This is a genomic window from Rubneribacter badeniensis, assembly GCF_002899695.1.
GTDB lineage: Bacteria > Actinomycetota > Coriobacteriia > Coriobacteriales > Eggerthellaceae > Rubneribacter > Rubneribacter badeniensis.
The window spans coordinates 1-22457 of record NZ_PPEL01000053.1 but is presented as its reverse complement, the minus strand read 5'-3'; the positions used below and the strand labels follow the sequence as shown (position 1 = coordinate 22457).

At 64.2% G+C, this 22457-nt stretch carries 17 protein-coding genes and 1 tRNA gene; 12 read left to right on the top strand and 6 right to left on the bottom strand.

Translation table 11 applies throughout. The annotated features are described in order from the left end of the window. Window positions 1-320 precede the first annotated feature (320 nt). From C2L80_RS08895 to C2L80_RS08840, 12 genes are all read left to right on the top strand, one after another. Complete coding sequence (locus C2L80_RS08895; RefSeq protein ID WP_087197143.1) at window positions 321-1997, top strand: ATP-binding protein; 1677 nt, start codon at window positions 321-323, stop codon at window positions 1995-1997. Then, window positions 1990-2706: a response regulator transcription factor gene (locus C2L80_RS08890; RefSeq protein WP_087197145.1), complete on the top strand. Its 717-nt coding sequence runs from the start codon at window positions 1990-1992 to the stop codon at window positions 2704-2706. Before C2L80_RS08895 ends, C2L80_RS08890 begins: the two co-directional genes overlap by 8 nt. 98 nt (window positions 2707-2804) lie before the next feature. Next, window positions 2805-3371: a type IV toxin-antitoxin system AbiEi family antitoxin domain-containing protein gene (locus C2L80_RS08885; RefSeq protein ID WP_087197147.1), complete on the top strand. Its 567-nt coding sequence runs from the start codon at window positions 2805-2807 to the stop codon at window positions 3369-3371. Then, complete coding sequence (locus C2L80_RS08880) at window positions 3355-4323, top strand: nucleotidyl transferase AbiEii/AbiGii toxin family protein (RefSeq protein WP_087197149.1); 969 nt, start codon at window positions 3355-3357, stop codon at window positions 4321-4323. The genes C2L80_RS08885 and C2L80_RS08880 overlap by 17 nt, the downstream gene beginning before the upstream one ends. Before the next feature lie 235 nt (window positions 4324-4558). Further along, the gene (locus C2L80_RS08875) at window positions 4559-7006 is read left to right on the top strand and encodes a molybdopterin-dependent oxidoreductase (protein ID WP_092199056.1); all 2448 of its coding nucleotides are present in this window, start codon (window positions 4559-4561) and stop codon (window positions 7004-7006) included. A gap of 9 nt (window positions 7007-7015) precedes the next feature. Further along, on the top strand, window positions 7016-7636 hold the full coding sequence (locus C2L80_RS08870) for a 4Fe-4S dicluster domain-containing protein (RefSeq protein ID WP_092199059.1): 621 nt from the start codon (window positions 7016-7018) through the stop codon (window positions 7634-7636). A gap of 56 nt (window positions 7637-7692) precedes the next feature. Beyond that, the gene (locus C2L80_RS08865; RefSeq protein ID WP_087197154.1) at window positions 7693-8367 is read left to right on the top strand and encodes a TorD/DmsD family molecular chaperone; all 675 of its coding nucleotides are present in this window, start codon (window positions 7693-7695) and stop codon (window positions 8365-8367) included. Further along, window positions 8364-9086, top strand: a complete 723-nt coding sequence (locus C2L80_RS08860) for a ferric reductase-like transmembrane domain-containing protein (protein ID WP_087197156.1) — start codon at window positions 8364-8366, stop codon at window positions 9084-9086. Before C2L80_RS08865 ends, C2L80_RS08860 begins: the two co-directional genes overlap by 4 nt. Window positions 9087-9387: 301 nt before the next feature. After that, window positions 9388-9966 (top strand): QueT transporter family protein, encoded by a 579-nt coding sequence (locus tag C2L80_RS08855; protein WP_103263045.1) that lies wholly within the window; start codon window positions 9388-9390, stop codon window positions 9964-9966. A 1191-nt stretch (window positions 9967-11157) separates the two neighbouring features. After that, the gene (locus tag C2L80_RS08850; RefSeq protein WP_087197160.1) at window positions 11158-12456 is read left to right on the top strand and encodes a glycosyltransferase family protein; all 1299 of its coding nucleotides are present in this window, start codon (window positions 11158-11160) and stop codon (window positions 12454-12456) included. A gap of 24 nt (window positions 12457-12480) precedes the next feature. Beyond that, complete coding sequence (locus C2L80_RS08845) at window positions 12481-13431, top strand: sulfite exporter TauE/SafE family protein (RefSeq protein WP_087197162.1); 951 nt, start codon at window positions 12481-12483, stop codon at window positions 13429-13431. A 166-nt stretch (window positions 13432-13597) separates the two neighbouring features. Beyond that, window positions 13598-14914 (top strand): sensor histidine kinase, encoded by a 1317-nt coding sequence (locus tag C2L80_RS08840; protein ID WP_103263044.1) that lies wholly within the window; start codon window positions 13598-13600, stop codon window positions 14912-14914. Between the two features lie 464 nt (window positions 14915-15378). On the opposite strand, the gene C2L80_RS08835 is transcribed toward C2L80_RS08840, so the two are convergent. The 6 genes from C2L80_RS08835 to C2L80_RS08810 form a co-directional block, all read right to left on the bottom strand. Further along, window positions 15379-15454: transfer RNA gene (locus C2L80_RS08835), tRNA-Arg, on the bottom strand. 68 nt (window positions 15455-15522) lie between these two features. Further along, the gene (pknB, locus tag C2L80_RS08830; RefSeq protein WP_103263046.1) at window positions 15523-17508 is read right to left on the bottom strand and encodes a Stk1 family PASTA domain-containing Ser/Thr kinase; all 1986 of its coding nucleotides are present in this window, start codon (window positions 17506-17508) and stop codon (window positions 15523-15525) included. Window positions 17509-17595: 87 nt separating this feature from the next. After that, on the bottom strand, window positions 17596-20364 hold the full coding sequence (locus C2L80_RS08825) for an FtsW/RodA/SpoVE family cell cycle protein (protein WP_103263043.1): 2769 nt from the start codon (window positions 20362-20364) through the stop codon (window positions 17596-17598). Next, window positions 20361-21641, bottom strand: coding sequence for a Stp1/IreP family PP2C-type Ser/Thr phosphatase (locus tag C2L80_RS08820; RefSeq protein ID WP_087197170.1), 1281 nt, complete (start codon window positions 21639-21641; stop codon window positions 20361-20363). The genes C2L80_RS08825 and C2L80_RS08820 overlap by 4 nt, the downstream gene beginning before the upstream one ends. Further along, on the bottom strand, window positions 21641-22054 hold the full coding sequence (locus tag C2L80_RS08815) for an FHA domain-containing protein (RefSeq protein WP_087197172.1): 414 nt from the start codon (window positions 22052-22054) through the stop codon (window positions 21641-21643). The genes C2L80_RS08820 and C2L80_RS08815 overlap by 1 nt, the downstream gene beginning before the upstream one ends. A 21-nt stretch (window positions 22055-22075) precedes the next feature. Further along, a partial coding sequence (locus C2L80_RS08810; protein ID WP_129589927.1) for an FHA domain-containing protein occupies window positions 22076-22457 on the bottom strand: 382 nt, incomplete at its 5' end.

Below are 22457 nucleotides of genomic sequence, written 5' to 3'. Positions count from 1 at the left end.
TGGTACCGGGAGGGGAGGCTGAAGGCGTTCGACGAGGGAGGGCGCAAGGTGTACGATACGATAGCCGGCCGCAGGAGGCGGCTGGGGCTGGCCGCCTAGGCCGTCCGGAAAAACGTCCGCACCCCCCTTCCGGTGTCCGTCCGAAAGTTTTATGTGTTAGAACTTTGATCGCGCAGCTCCGTTTTACCTGGTGTTCCGCTAAAGACCGCTAAAACTTCGTCATCTTCCCCAGGGGAGTTTGCTTTGCGCGCTGCAACCGCTTGTGTTACGGTTGACGGCACGCCGCGCACGGCGGTGCACGAGGCGAAGTGGGGACGCGTATGGGGAAGCGCTCGTTCAGTCTGAAGACCATCTACCTGGCTGTTTTGACGGTGGCCTTCGCCGTGTCGTGCCTTGCGTTCGCGCTGTTCGACTTCCACACGCAACAGGAGCAAACCGAGGCGGCCCTGCTCGAGGAGGCGCGCACGTTCGCGCGCGAGATGGACGCCGTCTGGCAGTTCATGGACAATTCGCAAACCGTCATCAACACCACGTCCGACGGCATCTACGAGTTCAAGGGCCTGCATTGCGCGGTGGTGGGCAAGAGCGTGGGCCGCCTGTTCTCGGCGGGCAGCGACTACGTCATCCGCTACACGAACTTCAATCCGCGCAGCGAGCAGGACGTTCCCGACGAGTTCGAAGCGCAAGCGCTCGATGCGTTCTACGCCGATTCGTCCGTCACCGAGCGGTTCGGCATCGCCGCCTTCGAGGGGGAGGATCGCTTTCGCTACGTTCAAGCGCTCGAAGTGGACGAGAGCTGCCTGGAATGCCACGGCTCGCCGAAAGGCGAGGTGGATATCACCGGTTTCGAGAAGGAAGGCTGGGAGCAGGGCGGCGTGGGCGGCGCCATCAGCATCGTCATCCCCATCGACCAGCAGCAGCAAGCGCTGCGCGACAACGTGGTGCGCGATATCGCGTTCTTCCTTCTGCTCACGGTGGTCATCGGCTCCATTGTCTATGTTGCCACGACGCTGTTCGTGCTGCGTCCGTTGCGCGTCCTCCGCGGCGCGTTCGGCGAGGTGCGTGCGGGGCGGTTGGGCGCGTCGCTCGCCGAAGGTTGCGCCGCCAAGGAGGTGGACGACCTCTTCGGCGGGTTCAACGACATGGCGGGTGAGCTGCGCGGCATGTACGGCCATCTGGAATCGCAGGTGCAGATGCGCACGAGCGACCTGCAGGAAGCCAACGACCTGTTGGAGCGCCAACGCGACAAGCTGGCACGGCTGAACGCCGAGCTGGCTCAGGAAACCCAGTTCAAATCCGACCTTCTTTCCATGGTGAACCACGAGCTGCGCACGCCGCTCACGTCTATCATCACGCTCGCGCAGATATCGCGCGAAGCGTGCGGGCCGGACCGCGAGGCCGACCGCCGTTCATGGGAGGAGATCGAGAAGAACAGCCAGATCCTGCTCACCATGATCAACGACATGCTGGACATCGCGCGTTCGGACGCGGGCACCGTGCATGCTTCGCGCGAGCCGATGGACTTGGGCGATGTGGTGGCGTCGGTCAGAAGCACCATGGCGCCTCTGGCGCAGAAGTACGCGGTGGCGTTCCGCACGAGCGTGGCTTCCGACGTGCCGCTCGTGTTCGGCGATTTCGAGAAAACCGCGCGCATGTTGGAGAATCTTGCCAGCAACGCCATCAAGTTCACGCCCGACGGCGGCTCGGTCGAGCTGCGCGCAGCCTACGACGCGGATTCGCGCACGGTGACGCTTTCCATGGCCGACACCGGCATCGGCATCGCGCAGGAGGATCAGGAGCGCATCTTCGAGAGGTTCGTGCAGGTGGACAGCACGTCCACGCGCAAGTACAACGGAAGCGGGCTGGGGTTGGCGCTCGTGCGCGAGTACGCCGACGTGCAAGGGTTCGCGGTGTCGGTGGACAGCGAGCTGGGACAGGGCAGCACGTTCACCATCACGGTGCCCGAAGAGGCGATCGTAGGAGAAGACGATGTATAAGGTGATGCTCATCGACGACGAGGACAATCTGCAGCAAGCCATCGAGCGGTTGCTGGTGGCGAACGGCTACGTTTACGTGGGCGCGAAGAACGCTGAGGAGGGCATGAAGGTGCTCGCACGCGAGAAACCCGACCTGCTTTTGCTCGATGTGATGTTGCCCGGAACGAACGGTTTCGACCTATGCGCTCGCATCCGCGAGGAGGGGCGGCGCATCCCCATCATCTTCCTTTCGGCGAAATGCGACATCGTTGACAAGAGCATCGGGTTTCGCTCGGGCGGGGACGATTACGTCACCAAGCCGTTCGATGCCACCGAACTGCTGCTGCGCATCGAGGCCAACATCCGGCGACATAAGGACACGATCGACTTCGCGCGATCGCACAATCGCGAGGGCGTGGCGCGCATCGGCGACTTGGAGGTGCGGTTCGGCGAGTACGAGGTGCGCGTGAAGGGCTGTGTTGTGCCGCTTACCACCAAGGAATTCGAGATCGTGTCGTTTCTGGCCGCGCATCCCGGCAAGGTGTTCACGCGCGGGCAGATCCAAGAGTACATCTGGGGCGAATCCAACGACGGGTGCAAGCCCACGAACAACATCACCGTGTTCGTGCGCAAGATTCGCGAGAAGATCGAGGAGAATCCCAGCGAGCCCAAGTACCTCCTCACCGTCCAGCGCGTTGGCTACAAGATGGCCGATCGGGTGAAGGAGTGACGGGCAGCTGGAATTGTCTGCTGGAATTGTCAAAATATTCACACGGTGTTAAGGTTTTGAATTTTGCAAATAAGTAAATGTCATGTTAACATATTTGCATGATAACCCTTATGACCGACATAGAAAAGCTGCGGGACGTTGCCCTCGATCAATATGGGTTCGTCACGACGGCGCAAGCCGAAGAAGCGGGGGTTACAAGGCACTCGCTAGCGGCTTTGGCAAGGCGCAACCGTTTGGAGCGCGTCGCGCATGGATTGTACCGCGTGCCGCAAGTCCCCGAAACCCAGTACGGCGCCTTTATGCGTGCAGTCCTGTGGACGGGTGCGCCAGAAGCGGCGCTGAGTCACGATACGGCGCTTGACGCATATGAGGTGTGCGACATCAATCCGACGAAGATCCACGTCACGGTGGGGAAGGATCGCCGCATCTCAAAATCCGGCGGCGAAGGGTACGTGCTCCATCGTCAGAACGTCGACCCCGATCAGAGGGCCTGGTGGCACGGCGTTCCCATCGTCACGCTGCCATGCGCCATCGAGCAGTGCATCGTCTCCGACGTGCCAACGTATTTGGTGCGTCAGGCGATAGAGGACGGTGAGCAAAAGCGACTGCTCACCCGCGAGGAAGCGCAGATTTTGGAGGGGGAGCTCGATGGCCGATACGCGTGAGGAGGAAAACGAGGGCGGTTTTGATCTGGTTCGGAAGCTGAGCGTTCTCAAGCCGAAGAACAAGGAGCCGCGAACCGTGCGGGTTCTCGACTCGTGGATAGCACACGCCGAAAACGACATGGGCATAGACCAAGGTGGGCGGCTTGGATGGCTTATCGCGTCAACGGTTGCCACGGCGAAGCTGCAGCAGACGGTGGGCGAAACGGGCGCAAGCAGGTTTGCCCTCAAAGGCGGCACCCTTCTGCAGCATAAGCTCGGTCTCGATTCGCGGGCTACGAAAGACTTGGACGGCATAATCACCGGAGATATGGACGACTTTCTCGATGCGCTCGATGACGTTTTGGCGGAGCCGTGGGGGCCGATCAACTTTGCTCGGACAAGTGCGGAGCTCATCCATGTTCCCACTCGCATAGTAAAGCCGCGAAAGTTCGAGCTGCTACTTTCGCTTCGAGGTGATATGTGGCGACGAGTCAAGGTGGAGATAGCCCCCGACGAGGGAAAGGCAGGCTCATCGCAAGAACACGTCACTCCTCCTGAGCTTGCCGGATTCGGCTTGCCAACGCCGGAATATCTGGTAGGTATGGCTATGAGCTATCAGATCGCGCAAAAGGTGCATGCTGCCACCAATCCGCATAACCCTCCGTTATTTCGCAACGAGCGCCCTCGCGATGTGGTCGACCTTGTCCTTCTCAGGCGACTTGTCGAAAACACGGGCTCTCCTTCTTTGGAAGAGGTCAGGGAGGCGATCCGGGATATCTTCGCATCGCGCGCAAACGAAGCGCGCGTGCTGGGATGCCCGGTTCGTATGTGGCCGGCAAGGTTGCGGGCGTATCCGCATTGGGCCGAGGATTTCGGCAGCGCTGCCGCGTCGGTTCGACTGGGCATGTCGTTAGGGGAGGCGGTTGACGAGGTGAACCGATGGCTCGGCGAAATCGACGCGTGCGATTCGTGAAAACAAGCAAATGACCGGCTCCGTTAATGTCCGGTTAACGATTATTTAACGCGAAACTTATATCCGATTTATCGCAATAACTCCAACGAATCCGTAGAGTGAAGATCAGCGAAAAGCCTGGGGGGACGAGGCTTTTCCCGCTCGGCGTCGCGAAGTCCGCATTCCCTTCCCGCCGTCTTTTGCAGCGTCGGGCGCGATTCGGTCGTTTTCGGCCATCCGGACGAGAGGAGAAAGCATGGCTGAACAAGCGAGGCATGGTTTCACCCGCAGGAGCTTCATCAGGGGCGCTGCGGTGTTGACAGCGGCAGGGGCGCTGGTTGGCTGCAGCCCCAAGACGCGCGACCTCGAAGAGACGGACGAGAAGCAGCAGGAAGCGCCCGAGACTCAGATATTCTCCGGCGTGTGCCGCGGCAACTGCGCGGGCGGGTGCTTTCTGAACATCCATGTGCGCGACGGGCAGGTGGTGCGCACGTCGGCGCGCGAGATGCCCGATCCGCAGTACAACCGCATCTGCATGAAAGGGCTAAGCCACCCGCATCGCATCTACAGCGCAGAACGTCTGCAATATCCCTTGCGCCGGACGGGCGAGCGCGGCGACGACCAGTGGGAGCGCATCAGCTGGGACGAGGCCATGGGCGAGATCGCCGAGAAGTGGAACGGCTACGTGGAGGAGTTCGGCCCCGCTTCGGTGGGCCTGTTCACCGGGTCGGGCAATTACGGATTGGTGAACGGCATGTCCACCGGCGGCGTGACGAGCCGCTTCCTGGCCGCTTCGGGCATCGCGTACCTCAACCAGACCGTGGACGCGGCGGCGAATTTTGCCACAAGCCGCCTGCTGGGCATGGGCTACTACTCCTCGGGCAACGAGCCGGCCGACATGTTGAACGCCCGCACCATTCTGATTTGGGGCGCGAACCCCGCCATCAGCCAAATCCAGAACATGCACTTCCTCATGGAGGCGCGCGACAACGGCACGAAGCTCATCGCCATCGACCCGATGCTCAGCCAGACGGCGGCGCGCTCCGACCAGTGGATTCCGGTGAGGTCGGGCACGGACGGCGCGCTCGCGCTCGGCATGATGAACTACATCGTCGAACAAGGATGGCAGGACCTGGACTTTTTGCGCGAGCACAGCGTGGCGCCGTGCCTGGTCAAAGAGTCCGACGGCAAGTTCCTGCGCCAAGCCGACCTCGACGGCACGGAGGTGTCCGCAGAGGATGCGAAAAACGCCGCGACGGCGCTTGTCATGGGCGCGGACGGCGCGACGGGCGTCGTGGGGACGGTGGCCGACCCCCAGTTGGAGGGGACGTTCGAGGTCAACGGCATCAAAGCGACCACGGCGTACTCGCTTCTGCTCGAACGCATCGCCGAGTACCCGGTGAGCCGTGCTGCGGAGATCACCGGGGTGTCCGAAGACCTCATCAGGGATGTGGCCGAGCAGTACGCATGCAACACCCCTTCGAGCATCTACACGTTCTTCGGCATCGACCATTACTGGAACGGCCATTGGAGCCAAGGCTGCCTGGGCACGTTGGCCATCCTCACGGGCAACGTGGGCAAGCCCGGTGCGTTCTGCGGATTCCAGGAATGCTTGGGTTCCGGCTTGGGAAACGCGGTGCTCGCGTCGCCGGAAGGCGCTCCGGGTCAGGCGGCGAAGTACAACGCCCCGTTCCTCACGAAGGCCTTCGACGAGGGCGAGTACGCGGGCGAGCCGTTCAACCTCAAGATGGCCATGTTCAGCCACACGAACGCCGTCACCAACATGGCCGACCGCAACGACACGCTCAGCTGGATGAACCGCTGCGAATTCCTCGTGGGCGCGGACATGGTCATGACCGACACCATGCGCTACTGCGACATCGTGCTGCCCGTGGCCCATTGGTTCGAGAAGGAGGACGTGTTCGTTTCGTACGCCACGCATCCCTTCTGCCTGTACCAAGAGAAGGCCGTCGAGCCCGCGTTTGAAAGCCGTGCCGACATCGACATCTTCAACGAGCTGGCAGAGCGCGTGGGGTGCGGCGACATCTTCAAGATCACGACGGAAGAGTACCTCGAGCAGATGTTCCGGACGCCGCAGGCCCAGGCCATGGGCGCCGACTTGGCGACGCTGAAGGAGAAGAAGGCCGTGCGCCAAGCGGGCGAAGAAGGCGAGGCGTACGTGTACGGCGAGGGCGGTGTGTTCGCCACCACCAGCAAGCTCGCCGAGCTGTACGTGGAGAATCCGGTGGGCAGCAACCCCTACACCGAAGGGTGGGATCTCGCGAAGGAGCATCTGGCGTACTGGGAGCCGGCGTTGCAGGTGGGCGACGAGGAGCGCCGCAAGACCTACCCCATCCAGCTGCTTTCCGAGCACAGCCGTTTCCGCACGCACACCCAGTGGTTCGAAGCCGACATGCTCAAAGAGATCGACACGGAGCCGTTCATCAAGCTGAGCCCCACCGACGCCGCTACGTACGGCATCCAGACGGGCGATCAGGTGCGGGCGTACAACGAGCTGGGCTCCGTCGTGCTGACGGCCCAGATCAACCCGGGTCTGCCGCAGGGCATGGCGACATGTCCGAAGGGTTGGGAGGCTCACGAGTTCATCGAAGGCAGCTTCACCGAGCTGTTCACCAAAGAAGGCAATCCGTTCTGCTCGAATCAGGCGTACTTCGATTGCACGGTCGCCATCGAGAAGCGGTAAGGGGGAGATATGACACGGTATGGAATGGCCATCGACCTGGCGCGCTGCATCGGCTGCCACACGTGCGCGATAGCATGCAAAATGGCGAACAACCTGCCGAAAGACGTGCACTACAACCGCATCAACACGGTGGGCGGTGACAGCATGGACACCGCGGCGGGCGAGTATCCCAACTGCACCATGAGCTTCCTTCCCGTGCAGTGCCAACATTGTGCAGAGCCGGCATGCGTGGGGGTGTGCCCCACCGGCGCGACCGCCAAGGACGAGGAAAGCGGCATCGTGACGGTGGACAGCGAGTTGTGCATCGGATGCGAGTCGTGCATCAAGGCGTGTCCGTACGAAGGCGTGCGCACGCTCATCAAGAACCCGGAGTACTACCTTGAGGTGATGGTGGGCGAGTACGACGCCCCGCCGCACAAGGGCGGCACGGTGGAGAAGTGTACGTTCTGCAAGAACCTCATCGATCGCGGAGAGGTGCCGGCGTGCATGCAGCTGTGTCCGGGCCGCGCGCGTTACTGGGGCGACCTCGATGATCCCGAGTCGGACGTGTCGAAGGCCATCGAGGGACGCGAGACGGTGTTTTTGCAAGAGGAGGCCGGCACGAAGCCGAACGTGTACTATCTGCAGTAACCGATCAAGAGGGCGGCGTCCGTGCGGGTGCCGCCCTCGAATACAAGGGGGGAGCGATGGAGCGGCAAGATGGTGTGAAGAAGGCGGTCGGCAGGGCCGACGTATGCGAGCTGCTGGCAAGCGCGTTCTCCTTTCCGGACGAGCGGTTGGCTGCGGGATTGTGCGACGGCGCACTCGCGGCCGATGCCGAGGCGTGTTTGCGCGATGCGGGCGCGGACGAGGCTGTGGCGCAAGAGGTGGCCGATGGTCTGCGCGCATGGGCGGGCGGCGATGCCGCCGAGCTGTGCGCTCGCATGCGGAAAACGTACTCCCGCCTCTACCTTGCACCGGGTGGTCGCACGCCCGTCTTCCCGTACGAAAGCGCGTTCCTCCACGTGGAGCGCGAGCTGCCGGGTATCCCGACCTTGTTCCGCTCTCCGGTGACGCTCGACGTCGAACGCCAGATGCGCGAGGCCGGCGTGGTGGCGAAGAACGGGCGCAAGGAGCCGTGCGATAGCGTGTTCGAGGAGTTCGAGTTTCTATCGTACCTGTTCGCGAAGCAGGCTGATGCGCTTTCGCGCATGGCGGACGATGAGGCGGTCGCCTGGGGCGAGCGTGCCCGCACGTTCGCGCGCGACCACGTGCTCGCATGGTTGCCGCAGTTCATGCGTCGCACGCAGGAGCTTGCGGACGGCGAGCCCTACGCGGCCCTCGCCGTGCTCGGCGCTGCCGCGTTGGAGGCGATCGTATGACGTTTCTGTTCGTGCTCGTCGGCGCCGCGGTGTTCGCCGTGCTGTGCAAAGGGATCATCAAGGCGCATCCGGGCGTGTTCTATGCGCTGGCGATCACGCTTGACGTGTTGTTCGTGGTCGGGTCGTTCGTGCGGCTGCCCGGTGCGCTCGACGATGCGCTGTTTTTGCTGCTGCACAAGTGCACCCTGGCAACCGCGCTGTTCGCCATCGTGATGTACATCGGCGTGTTCAAGCGCGATGGGCGCGTTGCCCAGCAGCTCCGTCCCATTCGCGCCGAGCTCTCCATTGTGGCGTGGCTGCTGTCGCTTGCGCACATGGCGGTGTACCTGGCCTCGTACGCGACCCGTCTGTCGTCGGGTTTCGCGCAGGCGAACGTGGCGGCGGCGCTCGTCGTTGCGCTTGCGCTCTTCGTTCTGTTGCTGGTGCTCGGCGTGACTTCGTTCAACGCGGTGAAGCGGCGCATGAGCAGGACGACATGGAAGCGCGTCCAGCTGTGGGCATACCCGTTCTTCGGGCTCGTGTACGTGCATGTCATGCTCATGCTGCTGCCCTCGGCTCTTCGCGGGGGCGTCGCTGCGCAGACGAGCGTCGCCGTGTATTCGGTCGTCTTCCTCGGCTATGCTGTCGCTCGCAGCGCCCGCGCGGTTGCGGATCGCGCGGGCGTCACCTCTCTTCGCGAGAAAACGCATCCAGAAGGGCAAGAAACCCCTGCGGCGTGATCGCTGCGACGGGGCGTGCCCGATCAACTGCTTGTCGTTGGTGACGACGAGGTCGGCATGGGCGCGTTCGGCGGCAGCGAGGTCGTTTCTGCTATACTTCGCTATGGCTTTCGAGGGGTTAGGGTGCATGCCGATCCTGCGGAAGCTGCGCGTTTGCATCGTTGGGCCCTGCATTCGCGGAATACCAGTTGCCCATAGCTCGCGGCAGCGCCGTGCGGAACGTCGTTCGCTCCTCGCCTTGTCGGGCGGTGCGTTCGCTTGCTCCGTGTTGCTGCGCCGCGCGGAGACAAGGAGAAGAACCATGGCTCACAAGAAGACGACCTATCTCGCCCAAGCTGGCATGATCGCGGCGGTGTACGCGGCGGCTACCCTCGCGACGTTGCTGCTGTTGCAGGGGCTTGCGTGGGGGCCGGTGCAGTTCCGCATCTCGGAGGCGGTGTGCGTGCTGGCAGCGCTCACGCCGGCGGCGGTGCCGGGGCTTACCGTGGGGTGCGCCATCGCCAACCTCATGGCGCTCGCCATCAACGGCACGGGCGCGCTCGGCCTGCTCGACGTGGTGTTCGGCAGCTTGGCGACGTTCGCAGGGGCATGGTGGTGCTGGAAGATGCGCGAGCGTCCGAAACTGGCGCTGCTCGGCCCCGTGATCGCGAACGCCCTCATCGTGCCCGCGTACCTGCCGATCCTGCTGCAGGGTTTGGGCTACTACACCATTCCGTTCACCACGATCGCACTCGATGGGCTGTACCTGCCCATGTACCTGTTCGGCGTCGTGGCCACCGGCGTGGGCGAGGCGCTTGTCATGTACGTACTAGGGCTGCCGCTGCTCGGGGCCCTCAAGCGCTTCGGCGTGGCGAAGAAGGTTTCCGCGCGCGCCGAGTGATGGCGCGGGAAGCGGACTTGCTTCTTTGAAGCAGTTCCGCTTCCCCTTTCCGTGGTTCTTTCCTCCATTTCTTTTGGCCCATCCCTCCCGCGAGCGACGACTTGGGGGGGGGGGGGTTGCCAGCTGCGTCTCCCTTCTGCCGTTCTTCCCTGCGCCCGACGTTCGGTTTTTGCCGTTCAGGTGGAGAAGCCGGTTGCGACGCTGATTCCTGTCGCTCGCAGGAGTTCGATAGACTTGAGTGAGGTGGGCGGGGCATCGAAAGGCGGCGGGAAGACTCGCGCGAGGCGGCAAGGCGCGCGATGGATGCGAGGGGAGCGGAGCTGACAACGCGCGTCGCGAGGGCGCGATCCCGTGCATCGCGATTGCGCGCCCCTGCGCGATGCGAGGATGCGAAGCGGCCTCTCGTCTCAACGGGCGGCTCCGCGAATGCGGGCCCTTCGCTGTTCCTGGCGGGTGCCACACTCTCCAGGAATTCCGAGCGAGAGCTTTCCGAGGCGCAGGAAGAGCATCGCCTTGAAGCTCTCGAAGTTGCGGTGCCCCCTCCCTCCTTGCCGCTCGTTTGACTGATTGGACGACCGAGTTTCACGTGAAACATTTGTTCTATTGTATTAAGCCATTGCGACAAGTGTTTCACGTGAAACATCGGGATGGACGCGAAAGGCCGCGGCCATTGGCTTCGGTGACGTTGTTTTGGCGCAAGGCGATGGCTCGATGGACGAGGCGCGCTTTTTCTTGGGCTCCGTCAAAGCAAAGATGATACGACGGGGGTGCGGGCGTCTGGGGCGATTCGCCATCGGGACGCGCTCCGCTCTCCGGAGGCGAATCGCTCCCGCCGATGCCAGTTGCTTTGACGGGGGAGGGCTTTCTTATGCGCGATGCTTGCCGGCTCGGGCGTGCCTTGGCGCTTCTGTAGCGAAGGTACGGGCGACGGGCGCTGACGACGGGCGCGGGCGATGTCCGAGGCGCGCTTTTCGGCATGGTGGCCTTCTCGGCTTTGAACGCCCTTCGCCCTCCTTTCGGACAACGAGCCGGGTGTGGACAGACCGCGCACTAAATAACAGCCAGGCAGCGGGGGCTTCGCTGTTTACGTGAAGGGCACCGGCTCTGGAGATGAAACCGGTAGAATACAAGGTTGCACAGAGGAAGATACAGGCGCGTCTGCGAAACCGCGCCCCCGAATGAAGGACGTGCATGAACCCGGTTATCGTCATCCCCACATTCGTCTCGGCCCGTCGTCGCAGAGAGGGCGGCAGCGTGCTCACGACGTACGACCACGCGACGCCCATCTCGCAGCCTGGCGAGCTGCCCCGTCTGCTGGCGTCGCTTCAAAAGGTGCGGGGCCTTGGGCAGATTCTCGTGCTCGTGGTGAGCGAGCCGTCCATCGAGATGCAGGCGGTCGAGAAGATCCAAGGGGTCGTCTCCCGCTACTCCACGCTGAACGCGCTCGTCGTGGGAGCGCCGGAGCTTGCGCTCGTCCAGCAGCGCATGGAGCAGCTGGGCTTGGGCAAGCTGCAGAAGGAGATCGGTTTGGCAGGGTACGGCGCGGTGCGCAACCTCGGTTTGGTGCTGGCCGATGTGCTCGGGTTCGACTCGGTCGTGTTCTTGGACGACGACGAGGTCATCGACGACGCCGACTTTCTGCAGAAGGCCATGTACGGCTTGGGCAAGCTCACGAAGAAGGGCATCCCCATCTTGGCCAAGACGGGCTTCTACTTCAACTCGGAGGGGTCGTATCTGTCGAAGAGCCAGGACAAGTGGTACAACCATTTCTGGCAGCAGGGCAAGGCATTCAACAAGATGATTGCGAAAGCCATGCGCAGCCCGCGCCTGTCGCGCAGCAACCACGTGTGCGGCGGCTGTCTGGCGCTGCATAAGGAGGCGTTCAAGCGCCTGTCGTTCGACCCGTGGATCGCGCGCGGCGAGGATCTCGACTACATGCTCGACCTGCGCATGTACGGCTCCGACATCTGGTTCGACAACCAATGGAGCCTGCGCCACCTGCCGCCCGAGACGGAAAGCGAGGGTACGCGCTTCCGCCAGGACATCTTCCGGTGGCTCTACGAGTACCGCAAGATGGAGTACAGCCGCACGCAGATCGACCTCTTGCAGGTGAAGCCGTCCTCGCTCGAGCCGTATCCGGGTCCGTTCCTGGAACCGGGCATCACGAAGCGCATCCGCATGACGGCGTTTCTGCGCAGCCTCGCGCGACCCGACAAGCGGGCGTACCGCAAGGCCGCGAAGGCGGCCACCGGCGAGGCCACCACGTACGCCCAGCGCAACTGCTCGAAGTACTTCGAGTTCCAGTTCGTATGGCCCGAGCTCATGGCGCGCATGGAGAACGACCAGATCCTGCGCACGGCCCTCATGCAGTCGGCGGCGCGACGCCAGATGGACATGGGCGCCGATCGCTTCGAGGCTGCCCAGCCTGTTGCTGCGGCGGGCATCGACCCCGGCATGACGAGCGAAATTCGCCTCAATATCGCGGAATAGCGCAGCGAGGAAAGGCGGCGGTCGATGGAAGTGCTCACCCTGTTCATCCTGCCGGCGCTGGCCGGCGTGGGCATCGGCATCCTGTCCGGCTTGCTCGGCGTGGGCGGCGGCACCATCATGGTGCCCATCTTCCGGCTTGCGTTCGGCATGAGCCCGGTCACGTCCACGGCCACGTCGCTGTTCGCCATCATCCCCACGTCCGTTTCGGGCGCGGTGTCGCATGTGCGGCACAAGACGTGCGTGCCCGCGCTCGGCGTTGCGGCGGGCCTCGGCGGAGCGGCAACCTCGCCGATTGGGGTGTGGCTTGCTCAGATATCGCCCCCGTGGCTCGTTATGGCGGCGGCGGCGCTGATCATCGGATGGTCGGCGGCGAAGATGTTGGGAAAAGCCATCAAAATGAAGAAGCCGCAGGCCGCTCGCAACGTTGGGCAGGCCGCTCGCAATGCCGACAAGGCCGTGCCCGATGCCGGAGATCGCGGAGAGAGCCCGACGAAGGGCACCGTAGCATGCGCGGAGGGACGGGAGCCGCAAGGCTCGCCGTCGGAGGCGGCTGCGGCGTCAAGCCCCTCCACTGCTCGTCAGAATGGTGAAACCAAACTTACGCGCAAGCAGCTGCTCATCGGCGTGGGCATCGGCTTGATCGCGGGATTGGCTTCGGGGTACGTGGGCGTGGGCGGCGGCTTCATCATGGTGCCGCTCATGCTGTCGCTTGTGGGCATCGCCATGCGCCAGGCGTCCGGCACGTCGCTCATCGCCGTGATGATCCTCGCCGTTCCCGGCGTCATCGAACAGGCGCTGCTCGGCAACATCAACTACGCTGCGGGTATCGCCGTGGTGGTGGGCACGGTTCCCGGTGCCGTTGTCGGCGCGCGGCTCGTGCGCGTGGTGCCCGAGCGCACGCTCCGCTTCATCTTCGGAGGGTTCCTCTTGGTGGCCGCAGCCCTGCTGGTGGTCAACGAATTCGGTATACTGTAGCGACGCGGTTCGACATGCGCTCGCATGCGCAGACGGGTTTGCCCGTTGCACGGGCGCAGACAATCGCAGGAAGAGGGCCCAGAGCAAAAGCCGGCTGCAACGCGAGCGCGGCCGCGTGCCGTCTGCGCGCGTGATGCCGTCGCGCTGTTCGCCAATGGGAGGTGCCATGCAGCAAGAACCCAGTGAAGCGCGCGCTGCTTTGCCGCGCTTCTTCACGCTTGAGATGTTCATGTTCACCGTCGCGGTGCTGTCGGGGCTGGTGCTCATGTGGAACATCGTCGCGAAAGACCGCAACGTGGCCGTGCTCTTGTGCGCCGGAGCCATTTTCACGCTGTCGATCGTGGTGGTCATCCGACTGCTCATGGATCCCGATTCCGTGCGCGCTCGCCAGTCGGATGCCATGCTCAAGCTGGCCAGTCAAACGCTTGCGTGCATGAACGACGGGCTGAACAGCGAATCGGCGCAGAAGATATGCGGCCTTCTGCTGCCGTCCACCGCCGCCATTGCCGTGGCCATCACCGACAAAGAGCGGATCCTTGGCTATGCCGGCTCTGAAGAGGCGCAGAATCCGGCGGGCAGCTACATTCGCACGCATGCCACGCACGCCACGTTGGCCGATGGCAAGATGCGCATCCTGTTCACGCCCGAGGACATCGGCTTTCCCAAAGAGTCCACGAGCATCAAGGCCGCCATCATCGTGCCGTTGTTCATGGGGCGCACCGTGGCCGGCACGCTCAAGTTCTACTACCGTCGCGCCAATCACATCAGCGAGACGCAGAAGTCCATCGCGGAGGGCTTTGGCCAGCTGCTGTCCACCCAGATGGCGGCCGCTGCGCTCGAAGAGCAGACGAAGCTGGCCACCAGCATGGAGCTGAAGATGCTGCAAAGCCAGATCAACCCCCATTTCCTGTTCAACACCATCAACACCATCGCCTCGTTCATCCGCACCGATCCCGAGATGGCGCGCACGTTGTTGCGCGAGTTCGCGGTGTTCTATCGGCGCACGCTCGAGGATTCTGCGGACCTCATCTTGTTCGCGCGCGAGATGGAGCAGACGAAACGCTACTTCACGTTCGAGGTGGCGCGTTTCGGCGCCGATCGCGTGGAGATGGACGTGGACGTTGATCCTCGCGTGAACGACATGCTCATCCCGCCGTTTCTCATCCAGCCGTTGGTGGAGAACGCAGTGCGCCATGCCATGCCGTCGGAAGGCAAGCTGCTGATCTCCGTGACGGCCGAGGTGGACGGCGACGACGTGATCGTGAGCGTGAGCGACAACGGTGTGGGCATGACCGAGGAGGCGCGGCTGAACATTTTGCATCCCGAGTCGTCGACGGGCTTGGGCATTGCGGTGAAGAACGTGCGCGACCGCATCTGCGGCCATTTCGGCCCGGGAACGCATATGGAGGTTGAAAGCGAGCTGGGGAGCGGCACCTGCGTGCGGCTCATGCTCGTGGGAGGCGCACGTCGCGAATACGAATGAGGGCGCGAGCGGCGCGGCGCGGTGCCGCGGTGCGCGGCGCGGCATAGCGTGGGGCGAGGGGAAGTCGGGCACCGTGGTGCGGCGCGACGAGGGCACCGTAGTGCGGTACGACGCAGAGTGCGGCGCGGAGCGAGGAGCGCACCAGGGTCGTGCGCCGGGTCGCCCGTTGGGAGCGGGCGCAGTGGGCGTTATTGCCTGTGTGGCGAGGCCGAGAGGCCGAGGTAGGATGGCGGGAGGGGGCTGCTCTGCTAGCCAACGAACTTCCGCATGCAAAGCAAAACGCACGAGGGAGGTAACTACGTGCCGTTCGGGCGCTTAGCATTCGGTAGTATATGCGCGGCTTCGCTCCACGCCAATGACGTCGCCGTGGCGGGAGGCAGTATCAGCAACGCATGACGTCCGCTGAGGCAGAAAACCAAAACAGGCCACCGGCTGTGAAACAACCGATGACCTGCGATTTCCAGTGGTGCCCCCGGGCCGATTCGAACGGCCGACACCCGCTTTAGGAGAGCGGTGCTCTGTCCCCTGAGCTACGGAGGCGCGGTGGCTATTGTAGCATAACGGCGGCGATGAGCGCTCGACCGCCGCTGCCGCTGTTCCCGAAATCCTTACGAAGCGGGATTCGGCGTATCGTTGTCGTCCGTGCCCGGATTGGTCGATGACGATACCTGCCGGAACTCGACGCTGATGGTCATGTTGCTGGTGACGTTCTGCACCGTGAACGTGCCGCCGTTGGCGGGAACGTCGTCAAGCCCGCGCACCGATGCCACTTCGTAGCCGCTGTTCGGCGTGATGGTGATGGTCACCGAGCCGCCTTCCTCCACCGAGCTGGCGCTTGTGCTCACCGAACCGCCGCCGTTGGAGTTCACGGCCACGGTGTAGGTGGTTGCTTTCGGGCCGGAGCTGAGCGTGAGGGATATGACGTCGCCTTCCTTCAGTTTGCCGCTTGCCGGGTTCTGGCTGAGCACGGTGTTCTTCGGCTCATCGCTTTCCTCGTAGGTGTAGCTTTCGTTCACGAGCAAACCGACGTCGTTGATCTTCTTGATGGCGTCGTTGAGCGACAGGCCCACCACATTGGGCACTGTCACACCTTCAGAGCCGAGCGACAGGTAATAGGTCACCTCAGCGCCCTTGGACACCGATGAGCCGGCGACGGGGTCTTGCTTGTAAATGCGGTCCTTCTCAACCGAATCCGAGTAGCCCGCCTCGCCCGACTTGTACTTGAGCCCGGCAACGGTGAGCGCTTGGCGCGCCTCTTCGGCGGTCATGTTCGTGAGGTCGGGAACTTCGATCTCCTGAGCGCCTTGCGACACTTTGAGGTTGACCTTCGAGCCCTTCTCCCGCTTATCGCCCTTTTTCGGATCTTGGCTGACGACTTTGCCGGCTTCCACCTTCTCGTCGTAGACCTCTTCGACGGTGCCCACCTCGAAGCCCGCGTCCTCGATAAGCTGCGTGGCCTCTTCGACGGTTTTGCCTACCACGTCGGGCACGGGGTCGCCCTTCTGGCCGCCGCCCATAAGGGCACCTGCGGCAACCGCCACGAGGGCGAGCGCCGCCACCAGCGCCACCACGATGGCGATGGCCTTCTTGTTCGGCCCCTTCTTTCCGGTGTTGTCGGAGCGGTAGGAGCGCTGTCCCGGCGTGCCGCCAGCCGGGTTCATGCCGCCCACGGCGGGCATGACGGCCGTGCCATCGCCGCCGGCTGCGCCGATGGGGGGCACGACGCCGCCCATGACGCGCGTCTCGGCGCTCGTGAAGCCGCCGCCCAGGTTGACGGGCCGGCCGGCCAGGTAGTCGTTGAGCGCAAGGCGCATGTCCTTGGCGGTGGCGAAGCGCTCGGCAGGGTTTTTCGCCATGGCCTTCATGATGATGGCCTCGAGCGCCGGATCGATGTCGGGGTTGATCTCGCGCGGCGGCACGGGCTGGTCGCTCACCTGCTTCATGGCCACGCTCACGGCATCGGGGCCGTCGAACGGCAGACGCCCGGTGGCGCCTTCGTACAGCACGATGCCGAGCGAGTAGATGTCGCTCGCGGCGGTGAGCTCTTTGCCCTGCGCCTGTTCGGGGGAGATGTAGTGCGCCGTGCCCAGCACGCTGGAGGTTTGCGTCTTCACGGAGTTCTTCGCGCGCGCGATGCCGAAGTCCATCACCTTCACGTTGCCGTCGGGCTGCACCATGATGTTCTGCGGCTTGATGTCGCGGTGGATGATGTCCAGCCCGTGCGCGACGGAAAGCGCTTGGCACACCTGCGAGCCGATCTCGGCCATCTTGCGCTGGTTGATGGCGCCGCGCTCGTTGATGGCGGTTTTGAGGTCGCTTCCGCGCACGAACTCCATCACGATGTAGTAGGTGCCGTCGTCCTGGCCCCAATCGTACACGTTCACGATGTAGGGGCTTTGCAGGTTCGCGGCGGCGGCGGCCTCTTGCTTGAAGCGCTGGGTGAAGGCGGGGTCGGCCGCGTATTGAGGCAGCATCACCTTGACGGCGACGAGGCGGCCCAGCACGTTGTCCTGCGCGCGGTACACCTCCGCCATACCGCCGATCCCGATGCGCTCGGTGATCTGGTAGCGGTTGTTGAACACTCTGCCTATCATGCTTCCGGTCACGTTTTGCTCCTTCGGGCTACCTGCTGGTTTGTGCGGCGTTTGGGGTTCGAGGTGCCACGTTCCAGCATACCTTACTTACAAAAGCCCTTGTACTTCCAAGGCCGTTTTCAATACATTCTGCGCTTTCTGCGCGCCCACGCCCTCTTCGCCGTCCTCGATGATGAGGGCCACCACCACGCGCGGGTCGTCGGCGGGCGCCATGCCGACGAACCAGCTGTCGTTGCCGTCCACCTTCTCGGCGGTGCCGGTCTTGCCCGCCACCTGCACGCCGTCGATGGCGGCGTCGGTGCCGGTGCCGTTGTTCACCACGCCCACGAGGACATCGCGCACGCGGCCGGCGGTCGTCTCGCTGACGGCTTGCATGAGCTTGGTGGGCTGGGCGGTGAAGCTGCGCTCGCCGTTGGCGTTGTAGATGCCGTCGACGAGGTAGGGCTGCATGATGGTGCCGTCGTTGGCGATGGCCGATCCCACGAGCGCCATCTCGAGCACGGTGGCCTGAGGGCCGTTGGGGCTGGGATGGTTGGCCGTCTTGTTCTCGCCGACGTTCTCGCCGGCGGCGGCCCAGGCCGTCTCCCACTCCGTCATGTCGTCGGGGTCGGGCATGAGCGACGTGTAGAGCGTCAAGGCGAACTCGATGTCCTTGTTGAAGCCGAAGTCCTCGGCGCCCGCAACCAGCGCGTCCGCGCCCATCTCGACGCCCAGCTGGCCGAACGCGGTGTTGGCCGACAGCTCGGTGGCCTGGGCCAACGTGAGCCGCCCGTAGCTGTTGCCGTCGAAATTCACCACGTCGGCGTTGCCGATCTCCATGCTGCCGGGGGCGTCGTAGACGGTGTCCTCGTCGGCCACGCCGTCCTCGAGCGCGGTGGCCAGCGACACGATCTTGAACGTCGAGCCGGGCGAGTACAGCGCATGGATGGCGCGGTTGATGAGGCGCGTGTCGGAGGAGTCGGCGTTGGCCTGTTCGATGACCGTTTCGAAGTCGGCCGCGTCGTAGGTGGGCGACGAGGCCATGGCGAGGACGGCCCCTGTGTCGGGATCCATCACCACGCACGCGCCCGTCTCGCCGGAGAGCGCGTCCTGGGCCGCTTGCTGGATCTTCGAGTTCAGCGTGAGAGCGACGTCGTTGCCCGCTCCTCCGATGCCGGCGAACGAGTTCAGCACGTCGGTCCACGAGGCGAAGTTCTCCTTGCCCTTGAGCGTGTCGTTGTATGCCTGCTCGATGCCGGACGTGCCGAACCGGGCTGACGAGTAGCCCACCACCTGGCTCGCGAGGTCGCCCGCGGGGTAGACGCGCTCGAAAGTGCCGTCTTCGGTGGGCACGCTCTGCGCGAGCACGACGCCGTCGTAGGTGGAGATGGTGCCGCGCTCGGTGCGCGCTTCCTTGGCGAGGGAGTGGTTGTTGCCGGGCATGCTCTGGTAGTAGTCGGCTTGCACCACCATGATCATGGTGAGGTTGGCCACGAGCAGCGCGAACAGCGCCGAGCAGAACAGCATGGAGTGCGACAGGCGCTTGCCCAGCGACACGCGTCCCAGCACGCTGTTCGCGTGAAGCGAGCTGGTGGCGCTCGTCATCTCCTGGCCGACGCCCGTGCCTTCGTCGCCGCAGCGCAAGAGGAGGCCCACGATGATGAAGCTGGCCAGAAGCGACGAGCCGCCTTGGCTGATGAAGGGCAGCGTGATGCCGGTGAGCGGGATGAGCCTGGTCACACCGCCCACGATGATGAACGCTTGCAGCACGATGACCGAGGTGAGGCCCACGGCCACAAACGAACTCACGTCGCTTTTCGCGCGCGCCGCCGTCACGAACCCGCGGATGGCGAAGCACAGGAACAAAAGCAGCACGCCGGCTGCGCCCAGAAGGCCGATCTCTTCGGCGATGTCGGCGAAGATGAAGTCGCTCTCCACGACGGGGATCTGCTCGGCCAGGCCGTTGCCCAGCCCCACGCCGAACAGGTCGCCGTCGGCAATGGAGTAGATGGCCTGGGTGAGTTGGTAGCCGGTGTTCTGCGCGTCGGCGAACGGATCGAGCCAGGTGTTCACGCGCACTTGCACGTGGTCGAACGCCAGAAACGCGCCCACGCCGCCCACGGCGATGAGGCCCAATCCGATGGCCAGATAGAACTTCTTGCCGGTGGCCACGTACAGCATGACGAGGAACATAAAGAACAAAACGAGCGCGCTGCCGAGGTCCTTTTCAAATACCACGATGAGCAGCGCGACGCCCCACATGAGAATGAGCGGCAGCAGCGTACGGATGTCGGGTAGCCTGAAGGGTCCCACGCGCACGGTGAACACGGAGAGCATCTCGCGGTTCTGCGCAAGGTAGCCCGCAAGGAACAGCACGATGATGATCTTGGCGATCTCGCCTGGTTGGAACGAGAACCCGCCCAGGCTCAGCCAGATGCGGCTGCCGTATATCTCCTGGCCCAGGCCCGGCACAAGCGGTGAGAGCAGCAGCAGGAAGCCTACGATCATGAGCGTGTACTTGTAGTTGGCCACCTTGTCCAAGTTGCGCACGAAGGCCAGCACCAGCACCATGAAGGCAACGCCCAAGAACAGCCACATCACTTGGTTGACGGCCAGGTCGGGCGCGAGCCGGGTGACGAACGCGATGCCGATGCCCGACAGCGCGAACGCGATGGGCAAAAGCGCCGGATCGGCTCCGGGGGCGAAGCGCCGCGTGGCGATGTGCGCGATGACGAACGCCACGAAGATGCCCGCGGGCACGCCGAGCGTGTTCATGTCGAGCGCTTGCCCCTGGTTGAGGGCGATCATGGCGAACAGCAGCACCACGAGGGGCGCGGCCACGCACAGCAGCACGAGTTCGAGGTTGCGGCGCGTCACGAGGCGTCACCTCGCTCGGCGGCGGCTGCCGCGTCGTCGGCGGTGTTGGCGTTCGGGGCGTCGGCGGCGTCGGCGGGCGCGTCCTTCGCGCCGCTTGTGCTGCCGTCGTCCTTCGCGCCGCTCGCGTCCTTCGCGCCGTCCTCGCCGCCCGAGTTTTTCGCGTCCGCGTTGGAAGACGCCGCGCGGTTGGATATCTCCTCCTCGTACTCTTTCACGAGCGCTTCGGCGTCGGCGACGCTGTCCACGCGGATGCCGGCTTTCAGACGGTTCGCCACGCCGGGTTGCAGCTGGTCGACAGCCACGTCGGTGGTGCGCTCGTAGTGCGAGAACGAGAGCCCGAGCAGCGATCCGGGCATGCCGCGGTAGATGGCCACCTTGCCATTGTCCTCGGTCAGGAAGGCCGTCGTGTCCAGGTAGGTTTTCGCGCCCCAGGCCGTGCCGGCCACGATGGCGGCGAACAGCAGCAGCACGAAGGCGACGAACACCTTCGTCTTGCGCGCCATCTTCTTGCGGCGCACTTCGGCGAAGCCGGTCACGTCGGCCACGATGACGGTGACGTTGTCATGGCCCCCGTTCGCGACGGCCTCGTTCACGAGCTGCGAGGCGCAGCGCTGCGGGTCTTGGACGCGCCGCAGCGTGTGTTCGATTCCCTCGTCGTCCACCATGCCCGACAGCCCGTCGGAGCAAATGAGCAGACGGTCGCCCGTCTCCACGTTGATCTCGTAGATATCGGGTTGAAGGTGTAGGTCGCTGCCGAGGGCGCGCGTGATCACGGAGCGCTGCGGATGCGTGCGCGCCTCTTCGGTCGTGAGCTGGCCCGCCTCGATCATGTCGGCCACAAGGCTGTGGTCGCGCGTGAGCTGCTGGAGCTTTCCTTGATGAAGCAGGTAGGCGCGCGAGTCGCCCACCTGGGCGATGACGAGCCGCTCGCCTTCCAGCAAAGCGGCGGTCACAGTGGTGCCCATGCCTTCGCGGCCGCGGCCTTCGCGGGCCGCTTGGATGACGGCGCGGTTCGCCTCCTTCACGGCGTGCGCAAGGGCCTCGCCGTCGGGATGCTCGGGCGCCAGATCGGCGATCACGCCCACCGCTATCTCGGACGCCACCTCGCCCGCGGCATGGCCTCCCATGCCGTCGGCCACCACGAACAGCGGCGGGGCCACCACCAGACTGTCCTCGTTGTGGTCGCGCAAACAGCCGATGTCGGTGCGGCTGCCGAAAGTGGTGAGGGCACCTTTGCGCGTGCGCGGCGTGGACTTGTACGAGCGCTCGGCGGCCATCAGGCGAACCTCACGCGGATGGCCACGTCGCCCACGTTGACGACGTCGTTGCTGCGAAGCGCGATCGGCTCGGAGATGAGCTGGCCGTTCACGGCGGTGCCGTTCGTGGAGCCGAGGTCTTCAACGAACAGGTTCTGCCCCATGAGGCTGAAGCGCGCATGGCGGCCCGACACGTATCCCGCGCCGATGACAATGTCGGCTCCGGGGTTGCGGCCCACGATGACGGGCCCGCGCACCACGATGGACACGCCGCGCAGCTCCTTCGGCCCGCGCTCAACCGACAGGTTCCACGTGCGCTCCTTCTTGCGCTGGCCGCGCACCAATCCGATGCCCGATTTCATGAGGGCGAACAGGAACAGGTACAAAAGCGCAACGAACAGCAAGCGGACGATGAGCAGTACGACGTCGATCACGAGCGATCCTTCCGTTTCCGCTTAGGCTTGCGTGAACACGAGGTTCGTCACGCCGATGGTGATGCGGTCGCCGTCGGAAAGTGGCTGCGTGGTGATCTCGCGGCCGTTCACGAACGTGCCGTTCGTGGAGCCGAGGTCGGTGAGCACCCACACGCCCGAGGGGTCGCGCCTTAGCTCCGCATGCGTGCGCGAGGCGTTCATGTCGTGCAGTGTCACGTCGTTCTTCGACTCGCGTCCGATGAGCACGCGCGCGGCGGCCAGGTCGTAGGCGCGGTTGCTCGAGGCGTCCACGAGGCGCGCCCGCACGGCGCTTTGCGCGGGAACCGGCGTCGCGCCCTGCGCGCCGCCGGCGAACGCCACGGTGTTGGGGGCGACGGCGCGAGCGGCTGCCCCTGCTGCTGCG

Excerpts from the sequence above, each read along its gene's own strand:
- C2L80_RS08820 (WP_087197170.1), bottom strand. The coding sequence starts at position 21,641 with ATGGCCGCCGAGCGCTCGTACAAGTCCACGCCGCGCACGCGCAAAGGT.
- C2L80_RS08875 (WP_092199056.1), top strand. The coding sequence starts at position 4,559 with ATGGCTGAACAAGCGAGGCATGGTTTCACCCGCAGGAGCTTCATCAGG.
- C2L80_RS08880 (WP_087197149.1), top strand. The coding sequence starts at position 3,355 with ATGGCCGATACGCGTGAGGAGGAAAACGAGGGCGGTTTTGATCTGGTT.
- C2L80_RS08850 (WP_087197160.1), top strand. The coding sequence starts at position 11,158 with ATGAACCCGGTTATCGTCATCCCCACATTCGTCTCGGCCCGTCGTCGC.
- C2L80_RS08865 (WP_087197154.1), top strand. The coding sequence starts at position 7,693 with ATGGAGCGGCAAGATGGTGTGAAGAAGGCGGTCGGCAGGGCCGACGTA.
- C2L80_RS08845 (WP_087197162.1), top strand. The coding sequence starts at position 12,481 with ATGGAAGTGCTCACCCTGTTCATCCTGCCGGCGCTGGCCGGCGTGGGC.
- C2L80_RS08895 (WP_087197143.1), top strand. The coding sequence starts at position 321 with ATGGGGAAGCGCTCGTTCAGTCTGAAGACCATCTACCTGGCTGTTTTG.
- C2L80_RS08870 (WP_092199059.1), top strand. The coding sequence starts at position 7,016 with ATGACACGGTATGGAATGGCCATCGACCTGGCGCGCTGCATCGGCTGC.
- C2L80_RS08860 (WP_087197156.1), top strand. The coding sequence starts at position 8,364 with ATGACGTTTCTGTTCGTGCTCGTCGGCGCCGCGGTGTTCGCCGTGCTG.
- C2L80_RS08890 (WP_087197145.1), top strand. The coding sequence starts at position 1,990 with ATGTATAAGGTGATGCTCATCGACGACGAGGACAATCTGCAGCAAGCC.
- C2L80_RS08885 (WP_087197147.1), top strand. The coding sequence starts at position 2,805 with ATGATAACCCTTATGACCGACATAGAAAAGCTGCGGGACGTTGCCCTC.
- pknB (WP_103263046.1), bottom strand. The coding sequence starts at position 17,508 with ATGATAGGCAGAGTGTTCAACAACCGCTACCAGATCACCGAGCGCATC.
- C2L80_RS08840 (WP_103263044.1), top strand. The coding sequence starts at position 13,598 with ATGCAGCAAGAACCCAGTGAAGCGCGCGCTGCTTTGCCGCGCTTCTTC.
- C2L80_RS08855 (WP_103263045.1), top strand. The coding sequence starts at position 9,388 with ATGGCTCACAAGAAGACGACCTATCTCGCCCAAGCTGGCATGATCGCG.